The 13,293-nt window shown below is 72.2% G+C and carries 12 protein-coding genes and 1 tRNA gene; all 13 read left to right on the top strand.

The features are described from left to right. Positions 1-17 precede the first annotated feature (17 nt). The 13 genes from hisS (at position 18) to ilvA (ending at position 13,285) form a co-directional block, all read left to right on the top strand. Positions 18-1,277: a histidine--tRNA ligase gene (gene hisS, locus QQZ13_RS02990; RefSeq protein ID WP_284528023.1), complete on the top strand. Its 1,260-nt coding sequence runs from the start codon at positions 18-20 to the stop codon at positions 1,275-1,277. Positions 1,278-1,361: 84 nt separating this feature from the next. Continuing rightward, entirely contained in the window at positions 1,362-2,051 is a 690-nt protein-coding gene (locus QQZ13_RS02985) for an O-methyltransferase (RefSeq protein WP_284527628.1), read from the top strand. A 110-nt stretch (positions 2,052-2,161) separates the two neighbouring features. Then, on the top strand, positions 2,162-3,442 hold the full coding sequence (eno, locus tag QQZ13_RS02980) for a phosphopyruvate hydratase (protein ID WP_284527627.1): 1,281 nt from the start codon (positions 2,162-2,164) through the stop codon (positions 3,440-3,442). A gap of 54 nt (positions 3,443-3,496) precedes the next feature. Beyond that, complete coding sequence (locus QQZ13_RS02975) at positions 3,497-3,991, top strand: septum formation initiator family protein (RefSeq protein WP_284527626.1); 495 nt, start codon at positions 3,497-3,499, stop codon at positions 3,989-3,991. A gap of 89 nt (positions 3,992-4,080) precedes the next feature. Next, on the top strand, positions 4,081-4,551 hold the full coding sequence (locus tag QQZ13_RS02970; RefSeq protein ID WP_284528022.1) for a DUF501 domain-containing protein: 471 nt from the start codon (positions 4,081-4,083) through the stop codon (positions 4,549-4,551). After that, positions 4,548-5,837, top strand: coding sequence for a S8 family serine peptidase (locus QQZ13_RS02965; RefSeq protein ID WP_284527625.1), 1,290 nt, complete (start codon positions 4,548-4,550; stop codon positions 5,835-5,837). The genes QQZ13_RS02970 and QQZ13_RS02965 overlap by 4 nt, the downstream gene beginning before the upstream one ends. A 68-nt stretch (positions 5,838-5,905) precedes the next feature. Next, positions 5,906-7,363: an NAD(P)/FAD-dependent oxidoreductase gene (locus tag QQZ13_RS02960; protein WP_284528021.1), complete on the top strand. Its 1,458-nt coding sequence runs from the start codon at positions 5,906-5,908 to the stop codon at positions 7,361-7,363. Between the two features lie 35 nt (positions 7,364-7,398). Further along, positions 7,399-7,471: transfer RNA gene (locus tag QQZ13_RS02955), tRNA-Leu, on the top strand. Positions 7,472-7,602: 131 nt separating this feature from the next. Next, a complete protein-coding gene (locus tag QQZ13_RS02950) occupies positions 7,603-8,835 on the top strand; it encodes an alanine racemase (protein WP_284527624.1) in 1,233 nt (410 codons plus the stop codon). Continuing rightward, positions 8,832-10,145 carry a D-arabinono-1,4-lactone oxidase gene (locus QQZ13_RS02945; protein ID WP_284527623.1) on the top strand — a complete coding sequence of 438 codons (1,314 nt, stop codon included), beginning with the start codon at positions 8,832-8,834 and terminating at the stop codon, positions 10,143-10,145. The genes QQZ13_RS02950 and QQZ13_RS02945 overlap by 4 nt, the downstream gene beginning before the upstream one ends. 78 nt (positions 10,146-10,223) lie before the next feature. Then, the gene (locus QQZ13_RS02940) at positions 10,224-10,790 is read left to right on the top strand and encodes a LemA family protein (protein ID WP_284527622.1); all 567 of its coding nucleotides are present in this window, start codon (positions 10,224-10,226) and stop codon (positions 10,788-10,790) included. A 72-nt stretch (positions 10,791-10,862) separates the two neighbouring features. After that, entirely contained in the window at positions 10,863-12,044 is a 1,182-nt protein-coding gene (locus QQZ13_RS02935; RefSeq protein WP_284527621.1) for an AI-2E family transporter, read from the top strand. Further along, the gene (ilvA, locus tag QQZ13_RS02930; RefSeq protein ID WP_284527620.1) at positions 12,041-13,285 is read left to right on the top strand and encodes a threonine ammonia-lyase; all 1,245 of its coding nucleotides are present in this window, start codon (positions 12,041-12,043) and stop codon (positions 13,283-13,285) included. Before QQZ13_RS02935 ends, ilvA begins: the two co-directional genes overlap by 4 nt. The last annotated feature ends 8 nt before the right edge of the window (positions 13,286-13,293 follow it).

Raw genomic sequence — 13,293 nt, 5'->3', positions numbered from 1 at the left:
TGAACCCGCCGCGCGGCATGCGCGACTTCCTCCCCGCCGACAAGGCCCGCCGCGAGCGCGTGCTCGCCGTCATCCGCGACCGCTACCGCGCGCACGGGTTCGACGAGATCGAGACGCCGGTCGTCGAGGAGTACGCGCGCCTGCACGCGGGCATCGGCGGCGACAACGAGAAGCTCTCCTTCAGCGTCCTCAAGCGCGGGATGGATGCCGAGGCCATCCGGGCCGCCGCCGACGACCCCGCGGCGCTGTCGGACCTCGGCCTGCGCTATGACCTCACGGTGCCGCTCGCGCGGTTCTACGCCAGTCACCGGTCGGAGCTCCCCTCGGTGTTCCGGGCGATCCAGATCGCTCCGGTGTGGCGCGCGGAGCGGCCGCAGAAGGGTCGTTACCGCCAGTTCGTCCAGTGCGACATCGACATCATCGGCGACCCGTCGGCCCGCGCGGAGGCCGAGCTCCTCGTCGCGAGCCTCGACACCCTCGACGCCCTCGGGCTCGAGGGCGGAACGGTCCGCATCAACGACCGCCGCGTGCTCGACGGGATGCTCGACGCCTTCGGCTTCTCCCCGGAGGAGCGCCCCGGGGTCCTCATCACGATCGACAAGCTCGACAAGATCGGCCCCGCCGGCGTCGCCGACGAACTCCGCGCGCGCGGCGCGACGGCGGCCGCGGTCGACGCGTTCGAGGAGTTCCTCGGTCGCCCGGACGCCGCCGAGGACGAGCCCTTCGGCGCGGCGCAGATCCGCGGGGCGCTCCCCGAAGGGATCGCCGACGACCTGGTCGCCCACCTCGTCGGCATCGGCGACGCGGTCGCTGCAGCCCGCCCCGCGGCGGGCGGGGTGCCCCTGCGCTTCGACCCGTTCCTCGTGCGCGGGATGGGCTACTACACCGGGACCATCTTCGAGCTCGCCCACCCGTCCGTCACGTACTCGCTCGGCGGCGGCGGGCGCTACGACGGGATGATCGGCCGCTTCCTCGGCCAGGACGTGCCGGCTGTCGGATTCTCGATCGGCTTCGAACGTCTGGTCGACCTCGTCGCCCCGGGCGAGGGCGAGCGGGCGGGCGCCGTGGTGCTCGTCCACGACCGCGACGTCCCGGTCGCCGAGCTGGCGGCCCTGAAGGCGGCGCTGGTGGCCGAGGGCGCCCGGGTCCGGCTCGAGCAGCGCACCAAGAACCTCAAGGCGCTGCTGGAGCGCGCCACGGCCGACGGGTACACCTCGTTCGCCGCGGTCGCGGCCGGTCAGCCGCGCGACGCGCTCGAGGTGAAGCCGCTCGGCTGAGCCGCCACCGGCGCGCAAGCCCGTGCCGGCGGCGAGCGGACACGGCGCCTTGACGGATCCCACGCGGGTGGCGACGCTGGGGGCATGACCGCACACGATCCGACGCCCGAGACCTGGCGCGCCGTCGACCGCTACTTCGCCGACACCCTCGTGGGCCCCGACCCCGACCTCGAGGCCGCCGTCGAGGCCCAGCGCGCCGCGGGGATGCCCGACATCGAGGTGGCGCCGGTCAACGGCAAGCTCCTCCACCTGCTCGCGCGGATGAGCGGCGCCCGGCGGGTGCTGGAGATCGGCACGCTCGGGGGATACTCCACGATCTGGCTCGCGCGCGCCGTCCCCGAGGACGGCCGCGTGGTGACCATCGAAGCCGAGCCCGACAACGCCGCCGTGGCGCGCGCCAGCATCGACCGCGCGGGTGTCGGCGGCAGGGTCGACATCCGGATCGGGCGGGGCGAGCACGTCCTCCCCACCCTCGCCGGCGAGGAGCCGTTCGACCTCGTCTTCATCGACGCCGACAAGGAGTCCAACGCCCTCTACCTCGACTGGGCGGCGCGGCTCGGGCGCGTCGGCACCGTCGTCGTCGTCGACAACGTCGGACGCGGCGGCGCCGTGGCCGACGCCGGCACGACCTCCTCGCAGGTGATCGGCACCCGGAAGGGACTCGCGCTGCTGGGCGAGGACCCGCGCTTCGAGGCCACGGCCCTGCAGACCCTCGATGCGAAGGGGTGGGACGGGGTCGCGATCGCCCTCGTGGTGCGACCCGGCGAAGCGTGAGCGCGCTTTGATCCGGTGCGCCCCACTGTGGCACCCCTCCGGGCATCACTAGACTCGGGGACGGACCGACGACGCTCCGAGATCCATCCTCCACAAGCAAGGAGTCCCCTGTGGCACTGATCGAGGCTGTAGGCGCACGCGAGATCCTGGATTCGCGTGGCAACCCGACCGTCGAGGTGGAGGTGCTGCTCGACGACGGCATCGTCCAGCGCGCGGCCGTCCCCTCCGGCGCATCCACCGGCGCGTTCGAGGCGTACGAGCTGCGCGACGGCGACAAGAGCCGGTACAGCGGCAAGGGCGTGCTGAAGGCCGTCGCCGCCGTCATCGACGAGCTCGGCCCCGCCATCGAGGGCGTCGAGGCCAGCGAGCAGCGCATCGTCGACGAGATCCTCATCGAGACCGACGGCACCGAGAACAAGTCGCGCACCGGTGCCAACGCCATCCTCGGCGTATCGCTGGCCGTCGCGAAGGCCGCCGCCGACAGCGCGGACCTGCCGCTGTTCCGCTACATCGGCGGACCGAACGCGCACGTCCTCCCCGTCCCGCTGTTCAACGTCATCAACGGCGGCGAGCACGCCGACAACGGCATCGACTTCCAGGAGTACTTCCTGGCCCCGATCGGCGCCGACACCTACGCCGAGTCGCTGCGGTGGGGCACCGAGGTCTACCACGTCCTCAAGGGCGAGCTGAAGGCCGCCGGCTTCGCGACGGGCCTCGGCGACGAGGGCGGCTTCGCGCCCGACCTCCCCAGCAACCGCGAAGGTCTGGACTTCCTCATGAAGGCGATCGAGAAGGCCGGCTTCGCGCCCGGCAAGGACATCGCCGTGGGCCTCGACGTCGCCGCCACCGAGTTCTTCGACAACGGCGTCTACACCGTCGAGGGCAAGGCCTGGTCGGCCGACCAGCTGACCGAGTACTTCGCCGACCTCGTCGCCAACTACCCGATCGTCACGATCGAGGACGCGCTGGCCGAGGACGACTGGGACGCCTGGAAGAACCTCACCGACGCGCTCGGCTCGAAGGTCCAGCTCGTCGGCGACGACCTCTTCGTGACCAACCCGGTCCGCCTGCAGAAGGGCATCGACCTCAGCGTGGGCAACGCCCTCCTGGTCAAGGTGAACCAGATCGGCACGCTGTCCGAGACGCTCGACGCGATCTCCCTCGCGACCCAGAACGGCTACCGCTCGATGCTGTCGCACCGTTCCGGTGAGACCGAGGACACGACGATCGCCGACCTCGCGGTCGCCGTCAACGCCGGCCAGATCAAGACCGGCGCGCCGGCCCGCAGCGAGCGCGTTGCGAAGTACAACCAGCTCCTGCGCATCGAGGAGGAGCTCGGCGACGCCGCGGTCTTCGCCGGTCGCGGCGCGTTCCCGCGCTTCAAGGGCTGAGCACACGCGGAGTGCCTGCCCGGCCCTCGCGCGCCCCGCGCGTAGGCTGAGGACATGACGAGAGAGGGAGCCGGACGCACTGCGCCGGCTCCCTCTTCTCGTGCCCGCCCGCCCCGCCGGGTGGACGTGCGCGACTGGGTCGGCGGCGTGCGGCTGTCGGCCTTCACGGGCATCATGCTCGGACTGGTGGTGCTGGCTGCGTTCGTGCTCGTGCCGAGCGTCGGGATCTACCTCGAGCAGCGGCAGCAGATCGCCGCGCTGGAGCGGTCCGTCGCCCTCGGCAAGGACGAGGTCGCCGCCCTGGAGGCGGAGCGCGAGCGCTGGGCCGACCCCGCCTACATCACCTCGCAGGCCCGGGAGCGGCTGTACTACGTCAAGCCGGGCGAGGTGGTGTACCTCGTCGACGACGACCTTCCCGACAGCGCGATCCCGCCGGAGCAGTCCGCCGTCAGCGACGAGGTCCAGGAGACGCGCAACGACTGGATGTCGCAGCTGCTGCGCTCGGTCGCCGGCGCCGGCGTCTCCCGCACCGCCACGAGCGCCGACTAGCGCGCGGGCCCGTCGGCGGGCGTCCAGATGACTGCCGGTACCCTGGAGGGGTGCCGCTGACACCCGCAACCGACGCCGACCTCGACACGATGCGCGAGCAGCTCGGCCGTCCCATGCGCGGCGTCGTGGGCATCGCGGCGCGCTGCGCGTGCGGCAACCCGACCGTCGTCGCCACCGAGCCGCGCCTGCCCGACGGCACCCCGTTCCCCACGTTCTACTACCTCACCCACCCCGGGGCGACCGCGGCCATGAGCGCGCTCGAGGCCACGCAGGTGATGCGCGAGCTGTCCGAACTGCTGTCCGAGGACGAGGACGTCGCCACGGCGTACGCCGCCGCCCACCGCGCCTACCTCGCCGATCGCGCCCACTACGGCGACGTGCCGGAGATCGAGGGCATCTCCGCCGGCGGGATGCCCACCCGCGTGAAGTGCCTGCACGCGCTCGCCGCCCACTCGCTGGCGGCGGGCGCCGGGGTCAATCCCATCGGCGACCTCGCGCTCGCGCGCGGCGACTGGTCGCCGTCGGTGTGCACGTGCGTCTCGCCGCGGGTGGCCGGATGAGGGCGCGGTTCGCCGCGGCGGCCGCCGCCTTCGCGCTGGTCCTCGTCGGAGCGACCGGCGCAGCCGCGGCGCCGGACGAGACGCCCGTCGCCGAGGAGGAAGCCGACCCGATCCAGTCGGCGCAGTACTGGCTCGACGACTACGGCATCCGCGACGCCTGGGAGACCACGCGCGGCGCGGGCGTGACGATCGCCGTGATCGACACGGGCATCGGGGAGGGGCCGGCCGAGTTCGACGGCGCAGTCGTCGGGGGCGCCGACTTCTCCGGCAGAGGCTCCTCCGACGGCCGCACGCCGGTCGGGGCGGTCGACTTCAACCACGGCAGCTGGGTCGGCTCCCTGGCCGCGTCGCGGGGGACCGGCGACGGCGCCGGCATGCTCGGCGTCGCCCCGGCGGCCAGGCTGCTGTCGCTGTCGGTGGGCTTCGGCGCATCCTCCGCCGTGCCGTTCGTCGATCAGGTCGCCGACGCCATCCGCTGGGCGGTCGACAACGGCGCCGACGTCATCAACCTCTCGTTCACGACGAACACCCTCGAGTGGGACGTGTCGTGGGATGCCGCGTTCCTCTACGCCTTCCAGCACGACGTCGTGGTCGTCGTCGCGGCCGGCAACCGCGGCAGCGGCACCGACGAGGTCGGTGCGCCGGCCACCATCCCCGGAGTCCTGACCGTCGGCGGCGTGGACCGCGAGGGCAAGGCCAGCGTGGAGGCCTCGACCCAGGGCATCTCCATCGGCGTCATGGCGCCCAGCGAGGAGCTGCTGGGCGTGTCGGCCGACGGGCAGATCATGGTGTGGAACGGCACGAGCGGCGCCGCGCCCATCGTGGCGGGCGTCGCCGCACTCGTGCGCGCGGCGCACCCGGACCTCGACGCCGACAACGTGATCAACCGCATCATCTCGACGGCGCGGTCCACGCCCGACTCGCGTGCCAAGCCCGAGCTCTACGGGCGCGGGCTGATCGATGCGGCGGCGGCCGTCTCGGCGCGCGTCCCCCGTGTCGACGAGAACCCGATGGGGAGCCTCTCGGAGTGGATCCGGCTGCACCGCCGCGCCGAGGCGACGCCGCTGCCGCAGCCAACCGTCGAGCCCGTGGACATCGAGCCGCTGCCCGCACCGGACGCCGCCACGCGCCCCGGCTCGCCGCTTCTTCCCAGCGCCGAGACCCTCCTCTACGGCACGGTCCCGCTCTCGGGTGCGACGCTGGCCGCTATACTGGTGGGGCTCGGCGTCACTGCTGCTGCCCGGCGAGTTAGATCGGCGCGCACCTCGCGCGTGCCGAGCCGTTGATTCAAGGAGCTCTCCTTCCTGTGACCAGCACTGAGACCAGCCCTGCCCTCCGTCCCGAGGCGAAGGCTGTGCCCAAGATCCTCATCGTCGGCGGCGGCTACGCCGGCTTCTACACCGCGTGGAAGCTCGAGAAGCACCTCCGCAAGGGCGAGGCCGAGGTCACGATCGTCGACCCGCTGCCGTACATGACGTACCAGCCGTTCCTCCCCGAGGTCGCCGCGGGCGAGATCGAGGCGCGTCACGTCATCGTGGGGCTCCGTCGTCACCTCAAGAAGACGCGCGTCGTCACCGCCAAGGTCACCGGCATCGACCACGCCACCCGCACCGCGACCATCACGCCCAGCGTGGGGGAGCCGTGGACCGAGTCCTACGACCAGATCGTCGTCACCGCCGGCGCGGTCTCGCGCACCTTCCCGATCCCGGGGATCGCCGACAACGCGATCGGCCTGAAGACGATCGAGGAGGCCGTCGCGATCCGTGACCGCATCCTCACGAACTTCGACCGGGCCGCGAACCTGCCGCCCGGACCCGAGCGCGATCGCCTCCTCACCGTGGTGGTCGTCGGCGGCGGCTTCGCCGGCATCGAGGTGTTCGCCGAGACGCGCGCGCTCGCGTCGTCGCTGCTGAAGGACTACCCGCAGCTGCGCTTCGAGGACACCCACTTCCACCTCATCGAGGCCATGGGCCGCATCATGCCCGAGGTCTCGCTGAAGACGAGCGAGTGGGTGCTGAAGGACCTCGCCAAGCGCGGTGCCAACGTGCACCTCGAGACCCAGCTGACCGGCGCGGTCGACGGCAACGTCGAGCTGTCCACCGGCGAGGTCATCCCGACCGACCTCATCATCTGGACCGCCGGCGTCATGGCCAACCCGACCGTGGTGCGCGGCAGCGACCTGCTCGTCGAGGAGCGCGGCCGCATCCAGACCCGTCCCGACCTGCGCGTCGGAACGGCCGACGAGATCATCGACGGCGCGTGGGCCGCCGGCGACGTCGCCGCGGTGCCCGACCTCACCGGCAAGGGCGTGGGCGGCTACTGCGTGCCCAACGCGCAGCACGCGGTGCGTCAGGCCAAGCTCCTCGCGAAGAACCTCGTCGCCGTGCTGCGCGGCGAGGTGCCCCGCGAGTACATCCACCACAACCTCGGCGCCGTCGCCGGCCTCGGCCTCTACAACGGCGTCTTCCAGTCCGGCCGCATCGCCCTCAAGGGCTTCGTCGCCTGGGTGGCCCACCGCGGGTACCACGGCCTGGCGATGCCCTCGTGGGAGCGCAAGTGGCGCGTCGTCGGCGACTGGTGGCACAACTTCTGGCTGAACCGCGACAACGTGTCGCTGCAGACGGTGCAGAACCCCCGCTACGTCTTCGAGGAGTTCGCCGCGCGTCCGCGTCCGGCCGTGACCGAGGCTCCCGCGTCTGCGCCGATCGACCCGAAGAGCGTCGTCGCCGAGAAGGAGCCGGCCGCCAAGAAGCCGGCCGCCAAGAAGCCCGCAGCGAAGAAGGCGCCCGCCAAGGAGCCCGCCGCCGGCTGAGTCCCGGCTATCGTGGGGCGGGGCCGATGGCCCACGCCCCCGTAGCCCAATGGCAGAGGCAGGCGACTTAAAATCGCTTCAGTCTGGGTTCGAGTCCCAGCGGGGGTACGAGGACGCCGGCGCCCACCGTCAGCGCGCACAGGATCGCCCTCCGCCGGACCGGAGTCTCATCGGGCGGAACACTCGGTCTCGCCTTCGCTCTCGCCCTAGGCTGGGGATCTGCGCTGCGAAGGAGCCTCATGAGCCTCGATCTGCTGAGCCCGACCCCCGTGGCGGCCGAGCCCTGGACAGACGCCGCCGCCTACTGGCGGGCGCGCACCGAGGCGGTGTCGTCGCTGTCGGGACCGGTGGCCAGCATCGACCTCGACGCCCTCCGCTACAACGCGCTGGACCTCGTGGTGCGCTCCAGTGGTGTGCCGATCCGGGTGGCGAGCAAGTCCATCCGCGTCCGGGAGGTGCTCGATGCCACCCTGGCGCTCGCGGGGTACCGCGGCATCCTCGCCTTCACGCTGCCCGAGGCGCTGTGGCTCGCCGAGACCCACGACGACGTCGTCCTCGGCTATCCCTCCGTCGACCGAGCGGCGCTGGCCCAGCTCGCCGCCGATGAGGCGGCGGCCGCGCGGATCACGCTGATGGTCGACGATCTCGCCCAGCTCGACGCCGTGGACGCGGCGGCGCCGCCCGCGACGCGACCGGTGCTGCGGGTGGCCATCGACGCCGACGCCTCGTGGCGAGCGCCCGTGCTCGGTCACATCGGCGTACGGCGCTCTCCCGTCCACGACGCCGCCGAGGTCGCGCGCCTGGCACGCGGGATCGCCGCGCGTCCGGGCTTCCGGCTGGTCGGCCTCATGATGTACGAGGCGCAGATCGCCGGCCAGCCCGATGCGACGGGCTCCGGCGATGCCGTGATCCGCTGGATGCAGGGGCGCAGCCGCCAGGAGCTCGTCGACCGCCGGGGCGCGATCGTCGCCGCCCTCCGGCAGATCGCGCCGCTCGAGTTCGTCAACGGCGGCGGCACCGGATCGCTCGAGATCACCGCCGCCGATCAGGCCGTCACCGAGACCACCGCCGGCAGCGGGCTGCTGGCCGGTCACCTCTTCGACGGCTACCGCGCCTTCACCCCGGCCCCCGCCGCGGCCTTCGCCCTCGAGGTCGTCCGCAAGCCCACGGCCGACATCGCCACGGTCCTGGGCGGAGGCTGGATCGCGTCCGGCCCACCCGTCGCATCCCGACAGCCTCTGCCGGTGTGGCCCGCAGGGCTGCACACGCTCGGACGGGAGGGCGCCGGCGAGGTGCAGACCCCGCTCCAGGGCGAGGCGGCCCGCTCGCTGCGGGTGGGCGACCGGGTGTGGTTCCGCCACGCCAAGAGCGGCGAGCTCGCCGAGCGCGTGGACCGCTACCACCTGACCCGCGGCGCCGACCTGGTCGGCGAGGCGGTCACCTACCGAGGCGAGGGGAAGAGCTTCCTGTGACACGACCCGGCGGCGTCTGGCAGAACTGGTCGCGCACCGAGCGCGTGCGCCCCCAGCGGGTGGAGTATCCGCCGACGGTGGCCGCGGTGCGCCGTTCGGTGGCCGCCGCCGCGGCCCGGGGCCTCGGGGTCAAGGCGGTCGGGGCGGGTCACAGCTTCACCGGGATCGCTGTGGCCCCCGGCGTGCTGCTGGAGCTCTCCGATCTACGCGGTCTCGTCTCCGTCGATCGGGAGCGGGCGCGGGTGCGCCTGCTGGCCGGCACCCGCCTGCATCAGATCCCCGCCCTCCTGGCGCCGTACGGCCTCGCGATGGAGAACCTCGGCGACATCGACCGGCAGTCGATCGCGGGGGCCATCTCCACCGGGACGCACGGGACGGGTGCGCGATTCGGCGGCATCGCGACGCAGGTGGTCGCCGCCACGCTTGTCACGGCAGACGGCGACCTCCTCACCGTCGACGAGGACGAGAACGCCGACCTGCTTCCCGCGGTGGCGCTCGGGCTCGGCGCCCTCGGCATCCTCGTCGACGTGACGCTGCAGTGCGTGCCCGCCTTCGTGCTGCAGGCGGTGGAGCGCCCCGAGCCGCTGGAAGAGGTGCTCGCCGGCCTCGATGCGCGCACGGCCGAGGCTGACCACTTCGAGTTCTACTGGTTCCCGCACACCGACGTCGCGCTCACCAAGACCAACACGCGCCTGCCCGTCGACGTCCCGACCGCGCCGCTGCGGCCGTTGACGAGGTGGGTCGACGACCTGCTCGTCGGCAACGCCCTGCACCAGGCGGTCTGCTCGGTCGGCAGGGGAGTGCCCGCATCCATCCCGTCGATCAACCGGCTGTCGGCCAGGGTCTGGGGGGACAGGTCGTTCTCGGACGCCTCGCACCGCGTCTTCGCGACCGCCCGCGGTGTGCGGTTCCGCGAGATGGAGTACGCGGTGCCGGTGGAGCGCCTGGCAGACGCTTTCCGCGACCTGCAGCGGGTGATCGACGAGAACGACTGGCGGATCGAGTTCCCCGTCGAGGTGCGCGTCGCCGCGGCCGACGACCTCTGGCTCTCGACGGCGCACGGCCGCGCGAGCGGGTACCTCGCCGTGCACCGGTACTGGCGCGCCGACCCGACCGCGTACTTCGCGGCCGTCGAAGGGGTCATGCGCACCCACGGCGGTCGTCCGCACTGGGGGAAGATGCACACGCAGGACGCGCAGAGCCTCCGCGCGTCGTATCCGCGGTTCGACGACTTCGTCGCGCTCCGCGATCGCCTCGACCCGCAGCGCCGCTTCGCCAACGCGTACCTCGACCGCGTGCTCGGTGGGTAACGGCTGGGAGAGCCCGGGGGCCGCGTCCGCGGGAGGAGCGGGCCCGGATAGGATGAGCACACACCTGATGGGAGCCATATGGAAATCCTGATCCCCGTTCTGATCGTCGTCGGTCTCGCCGTCATCGTCGGGATCTACCTGTGGGCGACGTACAACTCCCTGGTCGCCCTCAACGTGCGGGTCGACGAGGCGTGGAGCGACATCACGGTGCAGCTGAAGCGGCGCGCCGACCTCCTGCCGAACCTCATCGAGGCGGTCAAGGGCTACGCCGCGCACGAGAAGGCGGTCTTCGAGAACGTCACGCGGGCGCGAGCGGAGACCCTGACGGCGAGCACCCCCGTCGATGCCGGCGTGGCGGAGGGGCACATGCAGCAGGCGCTGAAGTCGCTGTTCGCCGTCGCCGAGGCCTACCCGCAGCTGCAGGCGAGCCAGAACTTCCTCCAGCTGCAGCAGGCGGTCGTCGACACCGAGGACAAGATCCAGGCCTCGCGGCGCTTCTACAACGGCGGGGTCCGCGAGCTGAACACGAAGATCAAGGTGTTCCCCAACAACCTCTTCGCCCGGAACCTCGGCTTCTCGGAGCGCGAGTTCTTCGAGGTGGTCGACGGCGCCGCGATCGCCGAGCCGCCGCGCATCCAGTTCTGACCGTCCGATCCGTTCCGCCTCGGGTGCCTCCGCGTGCCCTCAGCGACATATGGCGGGTCGTAGACTGACGGGATGACCGATCCGAAGCCTCGCGGATCCTTCCTCGACACGATCCGATCCCGGACGGTCTCGACCGAGATCGGGGAGTCGATCCCGCGCGGACTGCGTCTCGCGACGGCGTACTCGTGGCGGTTCCTGGTCATCGCCGGCGCCATCGCGGTCTTCATCTGGATCGTCATCCAGCTGAAGCTCCTGGTCATCCCGCTGCTGATCGCGCTGCTGCTCACCGCTCTCGTGTGGCCCGCCTTCACCTTCATGCTCCGTCACCGCGTGCCGCGCTGGCTCGCGCTCGTCGTCAGCGTGCTGGGCACGCTCGCGATCATCACGGGGCTGCTGTACCTGGCCATCTGGCAGATCACGCGCGAGTGGCCGTCGGTGCGGGCGCGGACGGTCGAGTCGGTCGCCCAGCTGCGCCAGTACCTCATCGACGGACCGCTGCATCTCACCGCCACCCAGATCGACGACCTCCTGGCGCAGGCGTGGACGTTCCTGCAGCAGCAGGCCGAGCTGCTGTGGTCGGGTGCCCTCGTCATCGGCTCGACGGTCGGCCACGTCGCCACGGGGGCGCTGCTGACGCTGTTCATCCTGCTGTGCACGCTCGCCGACGGCGGCGGCATCTGGCGGTGGGTGGTGCGCCTCTTCCCGTCGCGCGCTCGCGAGGCGGTCGACGGAGCCGGCCGCACCGGCTGGGTGACCGTCGTGACCTACGCCCGGACCCAGATGTTCGTCGCGACGATCGATGCGATCGGGATCGGTCTCGGCGCCTTCCTCCTCGGCGTCCCGCTGGCGATCCCGGTCGCGGTGCTCGTCTTCCTCGGCTCGTTCATCCCGTTCGTCGGCGCCGTCGTGACCGGCGCGCTCGCGGTGTTCCTCGCGCTGGTCTACAACGGCCCGTGGATCGCGCTGTGGATGCTGCTCGTCGTCCTCGGCGTCCAGCAGCTGGAGGGCCACGTCCTCCAGCCGCTGATGATGGGCGCCGCCGTGAAGGTCCACCCCTTGGCCGTCGTGCTCGTGGTGGCCGGCGGTGCGATGATCGCCGGCATCCCGGGCGCGCTGTTCGCGGTGCCGCTCGCGGCCTTTGTGAACGTGGCGGCGCTGTACCTGTCGAGAAGGCAATGGGAGACCGGCGGCAGACCCGACCCCGGCGATCTCATCTGGAGCACCGTGCCGCGCACGAGGAAGAGGCCCGCGTGACCGACGTCGCCCACACCACCCATCCGACCCTCGCCGAGTTCGAGGACGCCGCCGCGTTCCTCACCGGCGTCGCCGTGCGCACCCCGATGGACGTGTCGGAGCATCTCAGCGAGGTGCTCGGCACCCCGGTCCACCTGAAGATGGAGAACCTGCAGCGCACCGGCTCGTTCAAGATCCGCGGCGCCGCCTACCGGATGTCACGACTGACCGACGAGGAGCGCTCCCGTGGCGTCGTCGCCGCCTCGGCGGGCAACCACGCGCAAGGCGTGGCCCGGGCGGCCCAGAAGCTCGGCATCCCCGCCACGATCTTCATGCCGCTCGGAGTCCCCGTGCCCAAGCTCCTCGCCACCCGCGGCTACGGCGCCGATGTCGTCCTGGAGGGCGACACGGTGGAGACGCCGCTGCGGCTCGCGGCGGAGTTCGCCGAGCGCACCGGAGCCGTCCTCATCCACCCCTTCGACCACCGCGACGTGATCATCGGCCAGGGGACGGTCGGCCTCGAGATCTACGACGACGTGCCCGACGTCGAGACGATCGTGCTGGGGATCGGCGGCGGCGGGCTGATCGCCGGCGTCGCCGCGGCCGTCAAGGCCCGCGCGGCGGCCGACGGGCGCACCGTGCGCGTGATCGGCGTGCAGGCGGCCAACTCCGCGGCCTATCCGTCGTCGCTGGCCGCGGGGGAGCCGCTGACGGTGGCCACGACACCGACGATCGCCGACGGGATCGCCGTCGCACGGCCGGGCGCGGTGCCCTTCGAGATCATCCGCGACCTCGTCGACGAAGTGGTCACGGTCACCGACGACGACATCGCGCGGGCGCTGCTGGTGCTCCTCGAGCGGGCGAAGCAGGTCGTCGAGCCCGCCGGAGCGGTGGGCGTCGCGGCGATCCTCGCGGGCAAGGTGGCCGCGCACGGCCCGACCGTGGCCGTCCTGTCGGGGGGCAACATCGACCCGCTGCTCCTGCAGCGCGTCGTGGCCCACGGACTGGCCGCGTCCGGGCGCTACATGACCCTCCAGATCCCGCTTCCCGACCGCCCGGGCCAGCTCGCCCGCGTCTCGGAGCTGCTCTCGATCGCGGGGGCCAACGTGATCGAGGTGCTCCACACCCGGCACGGCCAGGGGCTCCAGATCAGCGAGGTCATCCTTCAGCTGAGCGTCGAGACGCGCGGCGAGGACCATCGGGCCCACGTGATCGAGATCCTGCAGGGCGCGGGCTTCGAGCCCCTCGTCATGCCCGACTGAGGCGCCGG

The sequence above is a fragment of the Microbacterium sp. T2.11-28 genome (genome assembly GCF_950097975.1).
In the GTDB taxonomy this organism is placed as follows: domain Bacteria; phylum Actinomycetota; class Actinomycetes; order Actinomycetales; family Microbacteriaceae; genus Microbacterium.
The sequence above is the reverse complement of the archived record's forward strand: the minus strand, read 5'-3'. Positions and strand labels throughout refer to the sequence as shown.

Excerpts from the sequence above, each read along its gene's own strand:
- hisS (WP_284528023.1), top strand. The coding sequence starts at position 18 with ATGCGCGACTTCCTCCCCGCCGACAAGGCCCGCCGCGAGCGCGTGCTC.
- QQZ13_RS02985 (WP_284527628.1), top strand. The coding sequence starts at position 1,362 with ATGACCGCACACGATCCGACGCCCGAGACCTGGCGCGCCGTCGACCGC.
- QQZ13_RS02975 (WP_284527626.1), top strand. The coding sequence starts at position 3,497 with ATGACGAGAGAGGGAGCCGGACGCACTGCGCCGGCTCCCTCTTCTCGT.
- QQZ13_RS02970 (WP_284528022.1), top strand. The coding sequence starts at position 4,081 with ATGCGCGAGCAGCTCGGCCGTCCCATGCGCGGCGTCGTGGGCATCGCG.
- QQZ13_RS02965 (WP_284527625.1), top strand. The coding sequence starts at position 4,548 with ATGAGGGCGCGGTTCGCCGCGGCGGCCGCCGCCTTCGCGCTGGTCCTC.
- QQZ13_RS02950 (WP_284527624.1), top strand. The coding sequence starts at position 7,603 with ATGAGCCTCGATCTGCTGAGCCCGACCCCCGTGGCGGCCGAGCCCTGG.
- QQZ13_RS02940 (WP_284527622.1), top strand. The coding sequence starts at position 10,224 with ATGGAAATCCTGATCCCCGTTCTGATCGTCGTCGGTCTCGCCGTCATC.
- QQZ13_RS02935 (WP_284527621.1), top strand. The coding sequence starts at position 10,863 with ATGACCGATCCGAAGCCTCGCGGATCCTTCCTCGACACGATCCGATCC.